This is a genomic window from Aquidulcibacter paucihalophilus (genome assembly GCF_002105465.1).
Classification (GTDB): Bacteria; Pseudomonadota; Alphaproteobacteria; order Caulobacterales; family Aquidulcibacteraceae; genus Aquidulcibacter; species Aquidulcibacter paucihalophilus.
This window is the reverse complement of record NZ_NCSQ01000171.1, coordinates 62,188-80,560: the sequence shown is the minus strand read 5'-3', so window position 1 is coordinate 80,560 and position 18,373 is coordinate 62,188. Positions and strand designations below refer to the sequence as shown.

Annotated in this window: 14 protein-coding genes; 5 read left to right on the top strand and 9 right to left on the bottom strand. The window is 55.8% G+C overall.

What is annotated here, in order from left to right; genetic code table 11:
• Positions 1–25: 25 nt before the first annotated feature.
• Together B7364_RS15515 and B7364_RS15510 are read right to left on the bottom strand one after the other, a co-directional pair.
• Complete coding sequence (locus B7364_RS15515; RefSeq protein ID WP_085340945.1) at positions 26–505, bottom strand: MarR family winged helix-turn-helix transcriptional regulator; 480 nt, start codon at positions 503–505, stop codon at positions 26–28.
• Positions 502–1,644: an Acg family FMN-binding oxidoreductase gene (locus B7364_RS15510; protein ID WP_085340944.1), complete on the bottom strand. Its 1,143-nt coding sequence runs from the start codon at positions 1,642–1,644 to the stop codon at positions 502–504. Before B7364_RS15510 ends, B7364_RS15515 begins: the two co-directional genes overlap by 4 nt.
• 257 nt (positions 1,645–1,901) lie before the next feature.
• Between B7364_RS15510 and rpsD the strand changes: the two genes are divergently transcribed.
• Positions 1,902–2,522 carry a 30S ribosomal protein S4 gene (rpsD, locus tag B7364_RS15505; RefSeq protein WP_085341025.1) on the top strand — a complete coding sequence of 207 codons (621 nt, stop codon included), beginning with the start codon at positions 1,902–1,904 and terminating at the stop codon, positions 2,520–2,522.
• A gap of 78 nt (positions 2,523–2,600) precedes the next feature.
• On the opposite strand, the gene grxD is transcribed toward rpsD, so the two are convergent.
• On the bottom strand, positions 2,601–2,930 hold the full coding sequence (gene grxD / locus B7364_RS15500) for a Grx4 family monothiol glutaredoxin (protein ID WP_085340943.1): 330 nt from the start codon (positions 2,928–2,930) through the stop codon (positions 2,601–2,603).
• 305 nt (positions 2,931–3,235) lie between these two features.
• Between grxD and B7364_RS15495 the strand changes: the two genes are divergently transcribed.
• Positions 3,236–5,104: a PPC domain-containing protein gene (locus B7364_RS15495; protein ID WP_157893740.1), complete on the top strand. Its 1,869-nt coding sequence runs from the start codon at positions 3,236–3,238 to the stop codon at positions 5,102–5,104.
• An 11-nt stretch (positions 5,105–5,115) separates the two neighbouring features.
• On the opposite strand, the gene B7364_RS15490 is transcribed toward B7364_RS15495, so the two are convergent.
• Entirely contained in the window at positions 5,116–5,349 is a 234-nt protein-coding gene (locus tag B7364_RS15490) for a BolA/IbaG family iron-sulfur metabolism protein (protein WP_085340941.1), read from the bottom strand.
• A 29-nt stretch (positions 5,350–5,378) separates the two neighbouring features.
• On the bottom strand, positions 5,379–7,592 hold the full coding sequence (purL, locus tag B7364_RS15485; RefSeq protein WP_085340940.1) for a phosphoribosylformylglycinamidine synthase subunit PurL: 2,214 nt from the start codon (positions 7,590–7,592) through the stop codon (positions 5,379–5,381).
• A gap of 123 nt (positions 7,593–7,715) precedes the next feature.
• Between purL and B7364_RS15480 the strand changes: the two genes are divergently transcribed.
• Positions 7,716–9,230 carry a hypothetical protein gene (locus B7364_RS15480; RefSeq protein ID WP_085340939.1) on the top strand — a complete coding sequence of 505 codons (1,515 nt, stop codon included), beginning with the start codon at positions 7,716–7,718 and terminating at the stop codon, positions 9,228–9,230.
• A gap of 9 nt (positions 9,231–9,239) precedes the next feature.
• Here the strand turns inward: B7364_RS15480 and B7364_RS15475 are convergent, their stop codons facing one another.
• Complete coding sequence (locus tag B7364_RS15475) at positions 9,240–10,037, bottom strand: 3-hydroxybutyrate dehydrogenase (RefSeq protein ID WP_408606352.1); 798 nt, start codon at positions 10,035–10,037, stop codon at positions 9,240–9,242.
• Positions 10,038–10,125: 88 nt separating this feature from the next.
• On the opposite strand from B7364_RS15475, the gene B7364_RS15470 reads away from it, so the two are divergent.
• Complete coding sequence (locus tag B7364_RS15470) at positions 10,126–10,539, top strand: DUF350 domain-containing protein (RefSeq protein ID WP_085340937.1); 414 nt, start codon at positions 10,126–10,128, stop codon at positions 10,537–10,539.
• A gap of 6 nt (positions 10,540–10,545) precedes the next feature.
• Positions 10,546–11,421: a S1 family peptidase gene (locus tag B7364_RS15465; protein WP_085340936.1), complete on the top strand. Its 876-nt coding sequence runs from the start codon at positions 10,546–10,548 to the stop codon at positions 11,419–11,421.
• 3 nt (positions 11,422–11,424) lie between these two features.
• On the opposite strand, the gene trxA is transcribed toward B7364_RS15465, so the two are convergent.
• Genes trxA through addB form a run of 3 tightly spaced genes read right to left on the bottom strand, consistent with a single transcriptional unit; the run spans position 11,425 to position 18,350 of the window.
• Positions 11,425–11,745 (bottom strand): thioredoxin TrxA, encoded by a 321-nt coding sequence (gene trxA / locus B7364_RS15460; protein ID WP_085340935.1) that lies wholly within the window; start codon positions 11,743–11,745, stop codon positions 11,425–11,427.
• A 27-nt stretch (positions 11,746–11,772) separates the two neighbouring features.
• On the bottom strand, positions 11,773–15,300 hold the full coding sequence (gene addA, locus B7364_RS15455; RefSeq protein ID WP_157893739.1) for a double-strand break repair helicase AddA: 3,528 nt from the start codon (positions 15,298–15,300) through the stop codon (positions 11,773–11,775).
• Entirely contained in the window at positions 15,297–18,350 is a 3,054-nt protein-coding gene (gene addB / locus B7364_RS15450) for a double-strand break repair protein AddB (protein WP_085340933.1), read from the bottom strand. The genes addA and addB overlap by 4 nt, the downstream gene beginning before the upstream one ends.
• Positions 18,351–18,373 lie beyond the last annotated feature (23 nt).

Here is an 18,373-nt window from a genome sequence, read left to right as displayed (position 1 = left end):
CTGATAGCGTTATTGGCAGCCGAAGTCACGACTGAGGGTCAGGCTCACGATTGGCGTCCAGAATCGCGCGCAGTTTCATCAGTGTGGGGACAAGGGCCTCTAATTCTTGTTGGTCAATCAGTCCTGCCAATTGTTGGAGCGACGGGCCAAGGCGGGCAATCGCATCGTGGCGCGCTGCTCGCCCATCCTCTGTGATGGAGACTAGTTTACCTCGCCCATCTCTAGGGTCTGCAATAATTGTCACCAAACCCAAAGCTTCTAGGCGGTGGATCGTGTTGGTCATCGCACCTTTGGTGACCTGGAAGGCTCTGGCCAATTGGCTTGGCGTGTCTTGCGTCTTGTTTAAACGGACAAAGTGATTGAGCAAGCTAAAACCTGCAATCGATAGTCCATCTGGCAAGACACGCTCAAAACGGTTCCGTCCCAATTGGTCAATGATCGCAATTTCATTGAAGAAAGTATAGGCGATCGTGGTAAAGTCTGGATCGGGACGGTTTGCGGTCATGTACGAAGATGCTCTGAAAGGCCCCGTCGAGGCGATGGGGGCACTTTGCCAGCATAGCCTATTCTGGCCAGCATCTGTAGACACTTGTCAGCTGACATGCCGACAGCCTTTTCCGTTTCGGCCTTAATAGCGCTCATTTCTGCATATTCTTGCAAGGCTTGGCTCATTGGATGCATCGCGATGCTCAGGGCTGTCGCGCGCAGATTCAGGCGGGCATAGGCGCGCCCCGCTGCCACTTCTGCGTAACGATCCTTGGTGTCGCTGATGATCCAGACGTACCCCGCGGCAGATTTGGCCAAGGGGTCATATTGCTCAAGGCCTTGCTGATAGACTTTGGTGCCGGGGGTCATCAGTTTTTCGCGTGTGAGCAAGCCCATCGCTTGCATCGCCCCAATGCCGGGGAAGTCGAGATCAATCCCATCGCGATATCTTGCGATCTCGGCTTTACCGATGCGCATCAGATCAATGCTTTCTTTCAGCGCAATTGGTGTCTCAACTTCGCGTCGATAGGCCTGCACGGAAAGGCTGCGCAATTGTTCGCAGGTAGGAGCTCCAGAAAGCGCACCGGCAAATGTGAGGCGTTCGACAGGCTCCCGCGTCAGCAGACTTTGTAAGGTTTCAGGGCTCACAGGCTTCTTTGCGTCATAAACTTCCTTGTTTGACCGTCGTTGGGTGATGAAGGCGTAAAGTGGGTCTTTGGTGCCGCCTTTGACAAGACGGATATGGGCGACCGGTTTGTCATCTAAATTGGGCTGCGGCTCGCCCATGGGGAAGAGACTGATTTGAGCTTGGTAGCCGATTTCGGCTGCAGCAATGGATAGGGTTTCGAGGAACGTACCACAGCCAATCGCGAGCTGACGATCATAAGGGTCGGTGGCTGGCAGGCGGCGGCTTGTGTCAAAGTAAAAAACAATAGCGTCCTCGCCTTCGAGGCTTACCAGCCATGGCTGGCGATTATGTGGATTGGGGGCGAGGATCGCATGGGCGAGACAATAGAGACGTGGGTCCTTCTGGCCCGCACCTGGATTGCGCCAAGCTGCGGCGGGGTCCGTACTGGGCCTTAGGGTTGCGCCTACTGCTGGGACCGCGGCTAACGAGCTCAAAGCAAGGATTTGAAGGATGGTTCGACGATCAGTCATGACGACCTCTTTGGTTTAACGTTAAACCAATATAGTTTAATGATGAACTATATGTCAAGCCCGTGTTGAGGCCTGTCGTTGCTGGCCTGAAACTGCCCTCAATCCTTGACTCTAGGGCGGCAATCCCGTTTAAGCGCGCCTTCTCGCTGGGTTGGCACTGCCTTCGCTGGGGGAAGACATGGGTGATGGATTTCCGGCCATTGCAATCGCGACACATGGTGTGCCGCCCGGACCGTCAACAACGTAATGGACTAAACATGTCAAAGCGCATTGCTGCGAAGTATAAAATCGACCGTCGCCTCAGCGAAAACCTTTGGGGCCGTCCCAAAAGCCCAGTAAACAAGCGGACCTATAAGCCAGGTCAGCACGGCCCAACCGCTCGCCCTGCCAAGGTTTCAGCTTTCGGTGCTCAACTGCGCGCCAAGCAAAAGCTGAAGGGCTATTATGGCAACATCACAGAAAAGCAGTTTGCTGGCCTGTATGAAGAAGCCGCACGCCGTAAGGGCAACACCGCTGAAAACCTGATCGGCCTCTTGGAGTGCCGCTTGGACGCGCTGGTTTATCGTGCGAAGTTCGTGCCAACCGTGTTTGCGGCACGTCAGTTCGTCAACCATGGCCACGTCACGGTGAATGGCAAGAAGGTGAACATTCCTTCGTACCGTTTGCGCGTCGGTGACGTTGTTCAAGTCCGCGGAAAGTCCCGCACCATGGCTTTGGTCTTGGAAGCTTTGGACTCCGCAGAGCGTGACTTCCCAGACTATATCGAGATGGATGTCGGTGCGATGAAGGCGACTTTCTTGCGCGTGCCGGAATTGGCAGACGTTCCATATCCAGTCAAAATGGAACCAAACATGGTTGTGGAATATTACGCTTCGTAATTTCTGCCCTAGATCACATACAGAAAAGCCCGCTCAGCTTTGGCCGAGCGGGCTTTTTTGTGCCTATACATCTGAAGATTAAGCTTGGATTGAAACCCCTGCTTCGCTCAAGACCTGCTTAAGTTCGCCGGTTTCAAACATTTCACGCACGATGTCGCAGCCCCCAATGAATTCACCCTTCACATAAAGCTGGGGGATGGTTGGCCAGTTGGAATAATCCTTAATCCCTTGGCGAACATTTTCATCGGCCAAGACATTCACATCCTGATAATCCACGCCGACATGGTCGAGGATTTTCACGACCGTCCCGGAGAAGCCGCACATTGGCATGCGAGATGTGCCCTTCATAAACAGAACGACATCATTGGTTTTGACTAGGTTATCGATAAAGGCGTGTGCGTCGCTCATGGCTCGTGCTCCTTGCTGGGGTCCAGAACGTGTCTAAGAAGGTGTTATCCTTCGATGGAACACATGAACCGCTGCGTCAATCATGGTGTGACCAAATAGGTCTGGCAAAATACGTCGCTTCTCTTCAGCTAGGGACCCGGAGGCTCTGGGTCAAGTCCAACTGAGATTGCGCGTGGTTGGCGATTGCCATTGAGAAAGAATAATTGGTCTTTATAGCTAAAGCTTCTGGTCTAACTTTTGCTTATGACGTGATGCGCTGTGGCCAGGGGGAGCATCCGTTTCAGGGGCCACAGTGTGGCTGCATCATGATGCGTCGTTTTTGGTTCGGTTCGGCTTCCATCCTTGTTTTCGCCCTGACTGGGCCTGTAACGGCGCAGAGTACGCCACGCCCCTTGGTTCTTGGCCAGCCCGTTCAAAGCGCGATGGGACCAGAAGACCCCGTCTTGCAGAGCGATGGAAGCAGCTATGAATTGTTTCAAGTTCGAGCACCGGCGGGCCAATTGGTGACTGTAACGCTGACCAGCACCGCGTTTCAGCCGATTGTGGCAGTCGGCGAGGAAATGAGTGAAGCGTGCGAAACATGTGCCACATCTATTGGCGAGACCGATAAGGCCGCCGTTGCCCGTAAAGTTGCTCCCGCGTCTGGTGTGCTTCAAATCCGGGTGAATGCCATGGATAAGGGTGATCGAGGCGCATTTACACTGCTTGCAACCGCCTCTGCCCCGCCGCGCATTTCGGCGCGTCCACTTCCTTTTGGCGAAAGCGTTTCCGAAGCCCTCGATGGCAATGATGCGGTAACCGATGATGGGGCCATGGTGGATGCTTACGCGGTTCGACTGGCTGCCGACCAAGAAGTTCAGCTAGACCTCTCGTCGGACGATTTTGACCCTAAACTTGAACTTCTAACGCCGGCTGGCGCGAAAGTCGCCGAAGATGATGATGGCGGGCCAGGAACCAATGCTCGAATTCGCTTTACGGTGCCACGTTCTGGTTTGTACCAAGTGCGTGTAACAGCTGTCGGTTCAGATGATGGCGGTAGATATAAGCTGTCTACAGGGTTGCGTCAGGCGCTATCGCCCATGCCGGCCCCGATAGCCCTTACGCTTGGCCAGGCCGTGAGTGGCGCGATTACAGAGTCAACGCCACGCTATGAAGCCGATGGAGAAGATGTTCAGGCTGTACGCTATGGGCTACGATTGGAAGCTGGGAAAGTTTACAAGATCTCGCTTACGGCCGCCTCTGGCAGTGAGTTGGACCCTAAAGTCGCAATCGGAAAAATTGCCACGGATGGCAGCCTTGATGCGGTTGCGCAAAATGATGACAGCGGGGCCGGCAGCAATGCGATGTTGCGATTCCGCCCTGAAACGACAGGTAATTTTGTTCTCGAGGCCCAGCGTGTTGGCTCCGCCATTGGCACCTATCGTTTGACAGTGGAACAGGCCGCGTCAGACCGCGCCCCCGAAGCTTCCCAGCCCTTGCGCCTGGGACTGGCGATTTCCGGTCAATTGCGCGATGGCGGTGCTCGCCTCGCCGCCACCGATACCTTGTTCAACACCTATTCGATTGCTTTACGTGCAGGTCAGCGCGTCAATGTAGTCATGGACAAGGATGACGAGGCCAATCTCGACCCCATGCTAGAAATCGGCCTGTTGAGTTCCGTTGCCTTTCAGCCGCTTGCCAAAGATGACGATGGTGGCAAAGGCGTGAATGCACGGATTAAGTTTACGGCACCCAGTGATGGCACCTACATTGTCCGGGCGACGGCCAATGAAGCCGCCCAAGAAGGGGCCTATACGATTGGTGTGAGTGAGATGCCGGCTTCAATCGTGCCGCCCTTCCCTGCCCGGGCAAAGTTTGGCGAGACTATTCGGGGTAATCTCGGGCCCACCGACCCCTTAAGGAATGACAGCCAGTATTTTGATCGGTATGTCTTCAACGGCCAAGTTGGTGAGACTTACGAGATCACTGCCAATTCGGAGAGCTTCGATGTCCTCGTTGGTGCGCGCCAGATTGATCGAGTCGATGATGATTATACATCAGACGACGACGGTGGCGGCGGTACCAATGCCAAATTGGTCTATACAGTCACCACAAGCGGACCACAGATCATTCGCGTCACAACGGTGGAAGAGGCTGCAGGTGGCGACTACAGCCTGTTGATTATCAAGAAATAGCCGACCAAAGCCTATGATTTCAGGCCAGTTTCAAGGGCGAGCGCATGTAGCTCGCCCCCCATCTTGCCTTTCAGCGCAGCATAGACAGCTTGATGCTGCTTCACGCGGTTCATCCCGACAAATCCATTGCTCTTCACGATCGCTTTATAGTGATCGCCGTCCCCTGCGAGGTCGATAATCTCGATGTCAGCATCGGGAAAGGCGTCCAAAATCATCGACTTAATGTCAGAAGCGGCCATGGGCATGTCTGTCTCCGGGGTAAAGGGTTTGGTGCCTAGGCCATAAAGGCAGGCATCCAGGCTTCGTGGGCTCGTTTCAGATCGGTGATATCAATTGCCATGACATTTTGGACGGTCAATTCGCAGCCACCGGCAGAACCAAGGGCCGTGCAAGGAATGGACTTATCCTCAAGGGCGGCAAAGACACTGTCGGCGTGCGTTGGGTCGACGATCAGCAAATAGCGCGCTTGATCTTCGCTTAATAGGGCCGCTTCGGTGCTCAGGCCCTTTGGCAGGGTAAGGGCGAGGCCGGTGCCCGAGGCCATTGCAATTTCTGCGGCCGCGACCAAGAGCCCGCCATCAGACAAATCGTGACAGGCGCGGATATGGCCGGCTTGAATCAAGGTTCGCACCACATCCCCGGTCGCGCGCTCTTGAGCTAAATCAACTTTGGGCGGCGCGCCATCTTCCCGGCCCCACACTTCGCGTAGAGCCAAGGTTGCGCCCAGATTATCGGTCGTTTCGCCGACTAAAATGACCATGTCACCCATGCGCACGTCCCCAAAGCCAACGCGTTTGGTATAGTCGGTCAGCAGTCCAACGCCGCCAATAGCCGGGGTTGGTGGGATCGCTTGGCCAGAGGTCTCATTATACAAGCTGACATTGCCCGACACGACGGGAAAGTCGAGGACGCGGCAGGCTTCGGCCATACCGTCAGTGGCGCGTACAAATTGGCCCATTATCTCGGGGCGTTGCGGATTGCCGAAGTTAAGATTATCGGTAATTGCTATGGGGCTGGCACCGGTCGCTGTTAGGTTCCGCCATGCTTCGGCGACAACTTGTTTGCCGCCCTCAAACGGGTCTGCCAAGACATAGCGTGGGGTACAGTCACAGCTGATTGCTAGCGCCTTTTTGGTATTGTGAATGCGGACGACGGCGGCATCAGATGGCGTGCCGCTTTCTTCTAAGCTGTCGGCCATCACGTGACGGTCATATTGCTCCCACAGCCAGCGCTTGGAAGCCCCATCGGGGCAAGACAGGAGTTTCAAAGCTGCGTCACGCCAGTCTTTAATCGCAGTGACCTCTGCGCTGGTTACAACAGGGTGCAGCGCGGGCTGAACCCAAGGCCGATCATAATTTGGGGCGTCTTCACTGAGGGGTGCGACGGGGATGTCGCAAACGATAGCCCCGTTCCAATGCAACACCATCCGACCGGTGTCGGTTGTTTTGCCAATGACAGCAAAGTCGATGTCCCATTTCTTCATGATGGCCTCGGCCTCAGCCTCTCGACCGGGCTTCAAAATGGCCAGCATGCGTTCCTGGCTTTCCGACAGCATCATTTCATAAGGAGTCATGCCGGTTTCGCGGACGGGGACGGCATTCATATCCAGCTCAATACCAAGATACTCTTTGCCCGCCATTTCCACCGATGACGATGTTAGGCCCGCAGCGCCCATGTCTTGGATAGCTTCAATGCTGTCGGTGGCCATCAGTTCAAGACAAGCCTCAATTAACAGCTTTTCGACAAATGGGTCGCCAACCTGCACGGTAGGGCGCTTTTCTTCGCTAGCCTCGTCAAATTCGGCGCTGGCCATGGTGGCACCATGGATGCCGTCGCGGCCCGTTTTAGAGCCAAAATAGACGATTGGGCTACCTATCTTTGCCCCGCGCGCATAAAAGATCTTGTCGGCATCGGCGAGGCCGACGCACATAGCATTGACGAGAATATTGCCATTATAGCCAGGGTGAAAATTCGTCTCACCACAAACAGTTGGTACGCCGACGCAATTGCCATAGCCGCCGATCCCCGCGACGACGCCCGACACCAAGCGGCGCGTTAGCGGATGGTCTGGGCTCCCGAAGCGCAGCGCATTGGCCAAGGCGATGGGGCGTGCGCCCATGGTGAACACATCGCGCATAATACCACCCACCCCCGTTGCCGCACCTTGATAGGGCTCGATAAAGCTTGGGTGGTTGTGGCTTTCCATTTTGAAGACAGCAGCCTGCCCGTCATCAATATCAATGACGCCAGCATTTTCACCGGGACCTTGAATGACGCGCGGGCCTTTCGTCGGGAATTTAGCTAAGTGACGGCGCGAGCTTTTGTAGCTGCAATGTTCCGACCACATCACCGAGAAGATGCCCAGTTCCGTCAGATTGGGTTCACGCCCCAAACGGTCCAAGATAATGGCATATTCTGCCTCCGAGAGGCCGTGTTCGGCTACCAGGGCGGGGGTCATGGGCGGTTCGGCGGGCGATACAGTGGTCATAGAAGGTGTTTAGCGTGCGTTGACTTTGGTTTGAAGGGCAAACGCCTTCTTTCCCTGCAGTGCGGCGAACTTGGGTGCGCCATCTCCCTTGGCGAAGCGGGCAAATAGGCCCTACATCCACCTATGGTGCATCCAAACGAACGTGATCCGGTGACAATTGCTTCTAAGCCGATTTATGGGCCGCGTTTCGGCGTTGGCATGCTGGCTTTAGTTGCCTTGTTTTCCTTCGGACTAGGGGTGGCTTCCGGCGGGATTATTCTGCCATTCTTGAGGTCAGCTGCGCCGGTAGGAATTGACGCGACAGTTGCCGGATCCACCAAGTCGCAAACGGATCAAGCGCTTTTGTCGGTCTTGCCGCAGTCCATCCTCGCGGAATTGGATGCGGTTCAAGGGCCGATCCCCACAAATCTGTCGGTGGAGCAATATCTCAACGATATTGAGGTGCGTGCCTCGCAAGCAGGCTTTACCGCCTCAAGATCCTTTCAGCCGATCCAGTCTGGTGCTGAAATAGGGTATGTTTTTAAGCCCGGACCCACGGTCAACGCGAGGTCGAATGACATGCCGGAGACTCTTGTGCTTCGGTTTCAAACCGGGCCTCAGATGGGGACGCTTATCCTAACCGAAATGCGCCGGGATGGGGCAGTGCAGTCCGCTGGAAAGCGCTTTGTGGATTTGGTGAAGGCGGGGGCCAGCTTGCCAAGTCTGCCAGAGACCCAACTCTTGACGGCGCGCGGTCTCATCGAGGTCACGACCGAGGATGGCGGCTCAGCGGCCTATCTCGATGGGGTTTTGATTTATCCCCGACCTTCACAAGCGAAAGGGCAAGGAGATGCTTTACTGCCTGAAACGGCAGCGTTGGAAAGCCAAAAGCACGTGCCTACGGCGGGGTGGCCACAAAAGCTGTCGATCCAAGCAGTGTGGCCTGATTCGGGCCTTCTGCCGGAGGTAGCCGTTCTGGTCGCGGGCGATATAGCACCTAAGCCCTGCTCTACCCGCGTCATTGTGCTCGATTTACCCCGCGCTACAAAGATCACCTTGGCCGAACGGCTTCAGGCAAGTGCAGTTAAGCCAGAGGTCCGGGCGCGTGGCCTCGCATTAGCTGGTTTTTGTCCGTCCGCACTTGGCCGTGAGGCCGCCGATGACGCGTCTGGACCCTCGCCTGTTCAAACGGTCGCCTTCTATGACGTCAGAACAGGACTCGTACGATGGGAAACGGCCACGTCACCTGCACCGAGTGCCAAAGCGGACTCATTGCCTTGGCGGGAGCCAAGTGCCACACGCATCGCGTCCCCACTTGGCCAGAAAGGAGCTCTCGCTTCTGTCGCATGCCGTGCCGGTGGTGGCTACACAATCGCCGTTTCGGGGCTACCGGGCCCTACAGAGGGTACGACTGGTTCTGTTCAACTCAAGAGTGGCGGAAAAACAGTCGTACGTTCGATGAATTGGAAACCCAGTGCCAATGGCTTTGAAATGGACGGGCGGGCAGAAAAGATCGAGGGTGATCCATTCCTCGCCCGGCTTGGTGCCGGTCAGACCTTAGAGTTTGCAGCGAATGGCGTGGCGATCACAATCGCCGCCCCCCAACCCGCCCAGCTCGAAGCCCTTATTGGGCGCTGCCAGAAACCTAAGACGGAATAGTGTGAGGCCCTATTGCGCGGTCCATCCACCATCCATTGTTAGGATCGCACCATTGATTTGCGCTGCCGAGTCGCTGGCGAGATAGAGGGCGAAAGAAGCAACTTGCTCAACGGTCACAAATTGTTTGGTTGGTTGGGCTGCCAGCAACACATTTTGGATGACTTCTTCCTCTGTAATGCCGCGTGATTTTGCTTGATCGGGAATCTGCGCCTTCACAAGGCCGGTCAAGACATATCCGGGACAAATGGCATTACAGGTGACGCCCTCTTTTGCGTGCTCAAGTGCGACCGTCTTGGTTAGACCTACAATACCATGTTTTGCCGCCACATAGGCTGACTTAAACGGGCTTGCAACGAGGCCGTGAGCAGAGGCGATATTGATGATCCGGCCCCATTTTTGCGCTGCCATGCCGGGAATGGCGTGGCGGATGGTGTGGAACGCGGAGCTCAGATTGATGCCGATGATTTGGTCCCATTTTTCAGCTGGGAATTCCTCAATCGGCGCAACAAATTGAATGCCTGCATTATTGACCACGACGTCGAGACGGCCAAAGTGCGTGCGGGTTTGGGTGACCATGTCTTCGATCTCAGCCGGTGCCAACATATTGGCCGGATGATACAGCACGTCTACTTTGTGATCGGCTGCTATCTTTGCCCGGGTTGCTTCAATCTGGTCGGCATCGCCCAAGCCATTGATCATGATGCCATAGCCTGCTGCAGCGAAGGCTTCGGCAATGGCCAAGCCAATTCCGCTTGTGGAGCCAGTAATAAGGGCAACTTTGGCGGTGTTGGTCATGTCGGCTCCAATTCAGACTTCCATTTGAAGCTTGATGCATTAAAGCCAAAACGTCGGCACTGGAAGTTAGGTTCCACCGCACCAGAGAGGAAAGTTACGTATGGACCCTTCGTTGCAAGCCTTTGTTATCGGGCTGCCTGCTTTTCTATTTCAAGGTGGCGTTGCAATCCTGATTTGGGCCTTTGGCGTTTGGCTTTACATGGCGATTACGCCGCATCGCGAAATAGAGCTTGTTCGTGCTGGCAATAGTGCGGCCGGACTGTCTTTGGGCGGCGCAGCGATTGGCATTGCCATTCCGATTGCGGCGACACTGGCCACATCTCACGCCTTGTTGGATGTCATTGTCTGGGGTTTGACGGCCCTTGTCTTGCAACTGGCGATGTTTCGATTGGTCGATTTGGTTGTCCGGGGCCTAGCAAAGCGCATCGAAAATGGCGAGATGGCGTCAGCCGCTGTACTGGTTGGTGTGAAGATCGGTGCCGCTTTGCTGACGGCTTCTGCCTTGAATGGCTGATGTGCGATGCTGAGACGGTTTGGCGACGGAGTTTTGGTCCTGTTGGTCCTGATAGTGGCAGCGGCTTGGTTGCTGGGCCGCGTGAGTGATCGAGGCGGTTCTGCGCGGCTGTCTGAGCCTTCAGAGACATTCGTTGTACCAAAGCCCGGCGCAGCAACTGACGAGTCGACGGGACCATTGTTGCCCGCGCCCAGCCCCACGGATGACCAGTCGATGGTGGAGGCACAACGTGCTGGCCCCTGGTCGAGCGGAACCGGGTTTGCCATTGGCGACAATGGCATTTGGTTGACGGCCCGCCATGTTGCCTTGGGGTGCGAACGTCTGGGTGTGGTCAATGAGCAAGATCAGGAATTGGTGGCCGCCTCCCTCGCCTATGTGTCGAGGCGAGCCGATGTGGCGATTCTAAAGACCCAAGGCGGACCAGAGCCTTTGGCAATGGACTTAAATGAAAGCGATCTGCAAATCGGGGCAACTGGTTATCATATTGGATTCCCACAAGGTCAGCCGGGCGAAGTGGTCAGCCGCCTAATCGGACGGGAACTCATGATTACCGAGGGGGCGTGGCGTGGGCGCGAAAACACGTTGGCTTGGGCAGAGCTGGCGAGAACTAAGGGGCTGCGTGGCACGCTAGGTGGGCTGTCAGGCGGTCCGGCCTTTGATTCAAACGGCAATGTCATTGGCATCACGATTGCCGAAAGCTTGCGTCGCGGCCGTGTAATCACCACAAGTTCTGATAGCATCATTCAGGCCCTCAATGAAGCGCGTGTGAGGCCCGAGGGCGAAGCGATCGCACCGCTTCGGCCCAATGAAATCAGTCGCGCCGCCAATCGGGTACGGCGCGATCTCAAAGTGGTTCAGATTGTCTGTTTGCCGCGGGAATAGGGCTTAGAGGCTCTCGCCGATCCAAGCGGAAATGCGGCTTTTGGCCATGGCCCCCACTTTGGTCGAGACCACTTGGCCATCCTTGAACAGCATCATGGTTGGAATGCCGCGCACGCCGTAGCGCGAGCCTGTGCTTGGATTGTCATCAATGTTTAGCTTTGCAACGACCAACGAACCAGCCATTTCGTCCGAAATTTCTTCCAAAGCTGGGCCGATCTGCTTGCAAGGACCACACCATTCTGCCCAAAAGTCCACAAGGACTGGACCCGAAGCTTTTAGAACGTCTGTTTCAAAGCTGTCGTCGGTGATGGCTAGGGTTGGCATAGCATGAACTCCAAATGGCTAGTCTCTCTAACTAGGTAGCCCTGCAATGACGCGCAAGGCATCATCCAAAATTTGATCAGGTAATTCCATCAAGCGTGGCCCATCCGTCCACAAAAGGGCACACCGGACTTTCTTATCTGGCCAATTGCCTAACAGAAGCGCGCGATAGGCCGCCATTTGGTTGAGATATACCTGCGCGACACCGTCAAGGGTTTGCGGCGGAGGGCGGTTGGTCTTGAAATCCAGAACCATGACTTCTGACTCGGTTACAACCAAGCGGTCTACACTGCCATTGACCACCATATCTTCTGGCAAGCCTGGTCCTCTGCCAACGATGGAGGCTTCAGCGCGGCTCCCCGGACCAAATAGGGGGGCAAAAATCGGTTGCCTCAACACGGCAAGCGTCTCTTCCACCATTTGTTTGCGTGTATCTTCTTCAAGGTCTTGTTCCCGCGCGAGGCGACGGTGCGCCTGTATCTCCCATTGATCTTCCGGCAGGTCGGGCAATCGTTGCAACAATTCATGGATCAAGCGACCTCGTTGGAACCGCAGCTTTGCATGGGGTTGCAGTGGCGAGAGGGTTGCAGGTTCTGAACCATCAGGCGCTAAGGCTGAAGGTGCAATGCGACGGGCCCGCTGTGTTTCCGCCGGTGGTGGCAGATTGATCCAAGCAGGCAGGGCTGGGCGTGTTGATTTGACCAAAGCTTCTGGCGCTAACTGCCCAGCATAATCGCCCCACAGGGTGAAACTAAAATCGTCGTTGTCGCCAATAAGCCCCTTCAGGGTCTTGCCTGGGCCCATGAGGGAGAGGGCTCGCTCGAACAAATTGTACCAAGTGTCTTGGCTTTTGGAGTCTGGGTCTTCTGCAGTGCTGTCCCCGGTATCCTTCTTCCTTTGTCCATAGTGGAATCCACACAGGATCAATAGGTCTCGTGCGCGCGTCATGGCTACATATAGGAGGCGGGCGTCTTCGCGCTTTTCCGCATCGGTTTGGGCTTCCCTTAAGGCGCGGAAACTAGCCGCATCTTCTTTTGAATTTGGCGACCACAAGAAGGCTTGACCGTCGGCGTCATAATGAAAGGGCGTTTTTGTTGCCGCTCGTGGCGCTGTTGTCTCTGGTAGGATCACAACGGGGGCTTCCAAGCCCTTTGCCCCGTGAATGGTCATGACCCGAACGCCTTCTGCGCCTTGTTCCATTTCGCGCTTTACATCTGCTGCATCCGTTTCAATCGTCGCCAGAAATCCATGCAGACTTGGTGTTTCCGTTCGGCCGTGATGAAGGGCGCGTCCCAAAAAGGCCTCTACGGGTTCACGTGCCTCATGGCCCAAGCGCTCAATCATCAGCGTCCAGCCGGTTTTGTCGGCTAAGCACGGCCTTTCAAGGACGGACGCAAAAAACTCATACGGTGGCATTTGACCCGCTCGGCCCAGCACGGACCGCAAGAATGAGGCGACGGAGGCATGGGATGGGTCGGCGGATTGTTGAAGCCTTTGCCAAAGAGATTGGTTGCCCCGGTTCCATGCCAGCGGGAATAGATGTGTATCATCGTCAACGAGACCGCAAAAAGCCCCTTTCAGGACACAGGCCGTGTTGAAGTCATCTTCTGGCAGAAGCGCAAAGCGGCCCAGCGCAATTAAATCCTGAATGGCAGGATCTTCGACCAATTTAATCCGATCCGCACCGGCAACGGGGACCTTGTGATATTTGAGACGCTTGATGAGTTGGTGAAAGAATGGGCCACGCTTTTTCACCAAGATCATGATGTCGCCCGGGGTCATGGGCCGCAAACTCTTTTGTCCCGGAATGGCAAAGCCACACTCTAGGCGTGCCTTTAGTTCCAGCGCGATGCGCTCGGCCAAACGATTTCGGCTGCTATCTTCGCGCTCGATATTGAACGGGTGGTCCCAAGCTTCGCTTGCGACAGCCTTGTCGCCCGGTTCTGTCTTTGGCCATAATTCAACAGCGCCTGCATGATCGGTACGAAAAGCGATATGCTTTGTTGGAAATGCATATTTGCGCTCAAAGGGGACATCGGCCTCGTCAGGGACCAAAGCTTCCGGTGGCCCACCAAGCTTTGTACAAGCCCAAACTGCATCCACGGCGTTGAGAATCGTCTGGCTTGATCGAAAGGACAGCTCGAACGTGAGGCTGCTGCGCTGGTCCGCCATCTCGGCGGCACCGGCTTCAAAGCGGGCCTTTTCCTCCAAGAAGCGTTCGGGCTTTGCGCCTTGGAATGAATATATAGATTGTTTCTCGTCGCCAACGATAAAGCGGGTACGGGGTTGAGACGCTGCTTCTTGCTCCAGCACCGTGAAGAGGGGTTCTAGCAAGTCCCATTGTTGGGGGTTTGTGTCTTGGGCCTCATCGATCAGAATATGGGCAAGGCCAGCGTCGAGCTTGTAGAGTACCCAAGCCGCGGCACCTTCACCAGCCCGTAGCAGCGCGGATGTGCGCACCAAAAGGTCGTCGAAATCCAAAGCACCGATGGCTTCCTTGGCCCTGATCCAAGCCGCCCTGAACGCAAAAACGGCTTTGGTCAGCGCGAGTGACCGATGATAAGTCTCAACCGCCCATGCGCGTTCTTGAGCAGGCAAAAAACTGGAGACCAGCGGCGCGCTGCTATCAAATAGGCTTGCAACGGCGAAGTCGGTTTCGAATTTCTTGGTAACGAGTTTGCTTCTGGGTTCGCCATCGGCTTTTAAGAGGATGTCGCGCCAAGCATCCCACGCTGCATCACGATCGCTGTCTTGTGCCAAGCGGACTAATCTGCCTGCCAGTTCCTTGTCCTTTGTCCCACCCGTTTCAAGCCGACTTGCTGCGACAATCAAGGCTCCTCGGTCCAAACGATTTAAAGCCTCATGCTGATAGGATTCTTTGGTTCGGTTTGGGTCAATCCCCAATTTTGCCGCAAGCTTTGTCGCAATAGTGGGCAGGTCTGGAGTTAGAGGCAGGTTTGGTGCCGCCGCCGTCATGGCTTCCAAAATCAGCTTTTGATGATCATCTTGGTTTGTCAGGCGCGCGACAGCCAAGAAGGCTTCCGGGTCATGGGCAAAGGCCTCGTCAAATACTTTGGCCTGTAAAGCCTTTGCGGCCTGATCTTCCAAAACCGTAAAGCCCGGTGGAACTCCAGCCTCTAGCGGGAAGCGTTGTAGGATGGTTTGGCAAAAGCCATGAATGGTTTGAATTTTTAGACCGCCTGGTGTTTCCAGGGCTTTCGCAAATAAGGCACGAGCCTTGGCCAAAAAGCTCGGCTCAATATTGCTCAGTTCTGGGTCAAGTTTTTGTAGAGCCTCGGTCAGCTTATCGTCGGGTGAAATCGTCCAAGACCCTAAAAGTGCATAGAGTCTGGTTTGCATTTCGGCTGCGGCGGCCTTGGTATAGGTCACGGCTAAGATTTTCGCGGGATCAGACCCACGCAGAAGCAAACGGGCAATGCGATCAATCAAAACTTTTGTTTTGCCCGCACCCGCATTCGCGCTCGCCCATATCGACCGATCCGGTGTTGCCGCAATTGCTTGGTTTTTTGTGGTCAGATCAACGATAGGGCGGTTCATTCGCTGTCCTCCGCATTCGCCCATTCCGCCCGCCGTGATAGGCGGTCGACCGGATCGTCATAAGTCGCATTCTTGATGAGACTTACCCGTGGCTTGGGTAGATATGTACGGTCCGCTTGATGGTATTGGGCAGAGAGTTTCAAAAGCGTCCATTGCGTGCGGTCCACCAATTCTTGGACACTGCTGCTCGCGAGGACTGCCGGCTCGATCTTTGGCGTTCGTCCGCCCACATGGAGATGACGAAGGTCAGTTGGCAAGGAAATTGCCGGATCTTCGAAGCCATTATTTGCTGCAATAAGGGCGATCACGGGTAATTGCGGGTCAAACATTGCGTAGACGGTTTTGGCTTTTGGCGGCGTCCCGCTCTTGAAGTCGAGAATCTCGGTTCCCTCTGGGCCGACATCAACCCGGTCGGCGCGTGCCGTGAGCGTCAATCCGCCCTCTGGTGTCTGCATGATATAGGTGCCTGACTTCTCCACCATCGGCCGCCAACCGGCCAATAAGCGGGGAATTTCCACCTCCACCGCAAAGTCTATCGTGGGCTCTAATCGGGCAAGCTCGATTGCAAGATTAGTCTCATCATACCCGGCCTGCGACAGCGCCGAGCGGAAGGCGTTGCGTAGGGCACTACGAGGATCGGCGGGTAAAGCTTTGTACCACGAGGCGATCGCTTCAAAGCCCTTATGGATCGCTGTGCCACGCTCGCCAGCGCTAATCGGTCCGCCTAAGGGATCGAGGGCGCGCAGATTGAGGATTTTTTCGACATAGGTGCGGTAAGGATCTCGGATCCAGGTTTCGATTTGGGTCGCGTGAAAGCTGCGTGGGCGCGCTTCTACTGGCGGTTTTGGTCCAGGAATGGCGTTAATGGGGTCGAAAACTCGGTTTGGTGCGTGCGCGCGAAGAAGGGATTTCCAGCGCGATCCTTGGGTCAGGAGTTCACTGGCATCGCTTTCACCCAGGGCCCCGGCTGCGAGGGTCTTGAGACGCCACAGCCAGCGGGATGGGACTGCCGGGGCATCTTTGCGGCGGGCTGACCGGGTCAAAACGACATGTGGTGCGGTGGCAAATTGAGCGAAGTCATGTGCGGAGAGACCAATGCGCGTATCGGGCGATGGTAACCCCAAATGTTGGCGCATCGGCCGCGAGAGAAATGGGTCCGGCGCCGCCGCTTGCGGCCAAACGCCCTCATCCAAACCTGCCAGAACGACTTTGCTGAACTGAAGAAGGCGTGCTTCGAGCGGACCTAGAATGGCGATGCGCGGATGGGTGCCACGCGGGCGAACCACGAGGTCGGACATCAGATGGTCCAACGTCCGTCCAATCGCTTTTGGCTCAATCGGTGGAAAGAGGTCGCCATGCTCCATCAAGGCTACGAAGAAGCGCGCCGCCGCCTCTCCCGCCTCGCCGCGCCAGATAATCTCGGCACCTGTTTGGGTTTCAGTCGCGGCAAGAGCTTCTGCCGAGGAGGCGATCGTCTGCGCATAAACAGGCAATGCGCCGCTTAGTGGCCCCGCTGCATCGATCAAGGCATTGAGTCTCTTTAGAAGGGCAACGCCATCCTCTTGCTGAACTGGTTGACCGCCGACTTTGATCGTGCGCCAGTATTTTGGATTTTGGGCCTTGAGGGATTCAATGAGGGCCGGAAGGTTCCTGGCCTTTCTTGGCCCTCGTAAGAGGGCGATTTCGATGGAGGCCGCGCAGGCCGCTACATAGTCGCGGGCATAGCCGACCGAGGTTAAAGGATGGCCAAGCAGCGCGCAAAGGCCTACGGGGTCGCTTGGATCTTGGCTCCACGCCATAACATGGCGCAAGAAGCTGCCGACGCTGGTATCCCCGATTGGCCGACCCGATGAGATGTCAACTTCAATGTCCCAGCGCTGCATCTTGGCGGCCACACGACGCGCGATTTCGGCGCTTGGCGTGATCAAGGCGACAGTTTGGTCTGGGCTTTCCAGGGTCTCACGCAATTCATGCGCGATCAGGCTAGCCTCTTCCTCTTCACTATCGGCTTCAATGAGCGTTAGGCCTTCTAGGCCCACAACAATGTTGCCTTTTCCAATCTCTTCAATCCGAGAGGGCCAGTCGGCAGTAGAGGCCTGTGGCGTCAAAGCTTCATTGATGACAAGCCTGCGCTGGGCCAAGCCAAAAGGTTCGGACACGCCAGGCAAAGTTTGAACATCATGGCGTTCAATGCCGATGGCCTCAATCGCCTCGGACATGGCCCGTTGCGGATGTTGATCATCATGCCGCGCCGCGACCCAAGCTTCTTTTGAGATCAGGGTGTCCAAGCCGGGCAGGATTACCATGCCTTTAGGCAAGCGCGCGATAAGGTGCATGAGTTTGCGCGTAACGGGCATCGATCCCGTAGAGCCTGCCAATACAATGGTTTGCTTTGGCGGAGCGGTCCGCCATTTGTCGACCATCGCTTCAATGTTGCGTCTTTGTTGAACGCCCGGATCGACTTTGTTGACGCTGGCCAGATAGGCGGGCCAAGCTTCCGTTACGATGGACAGGAATGTTGTGGATTGTTCCCAATGCTTGGCCAGTTCATGCTCGCTGACCAAGGTCGACAATTTGGACCAGTCAAAGTTTTCACTCCCACTGGCCATCAAGGCCGCGGAGTCCAATAAATCGGCCAAAGCGTCAGCGGCAAGGAGCGCAGAGACAGGGTCTGCGGACCAGTCGGATTGCGCACCGCGTGCTTGGATCAGTCGAGCAAGGATCAATCGCCGTGCTAGCGGATCAATCGCTGGGTCTTGGTCCAAGTCGTCGCCAAACTCACCCAGCCCAGCATCAGCCGGATCGAGATCTCCCAAGGTCCGAATGCGGGGCAGGAGGGTTGCCGTTTGTGGGCTGCACGTCAAAAAAGCCTGTGCTAGGCCGCGTGCTGCACGCCGCGTTGGCAAAACCACAATTGCATCTGACAGCGCAAAAGGCGTGTCTTCGCGAACCAAGGCATTCACCAAAGTGCGAGCTAATACATCCAAAAACGACACGGCTGGGGGGATGGTGAAAACTCGTGGTGTCGGCGTCTCAAATAAGTCGCGCATTGAGGTCAATCCATCCCAAAAAT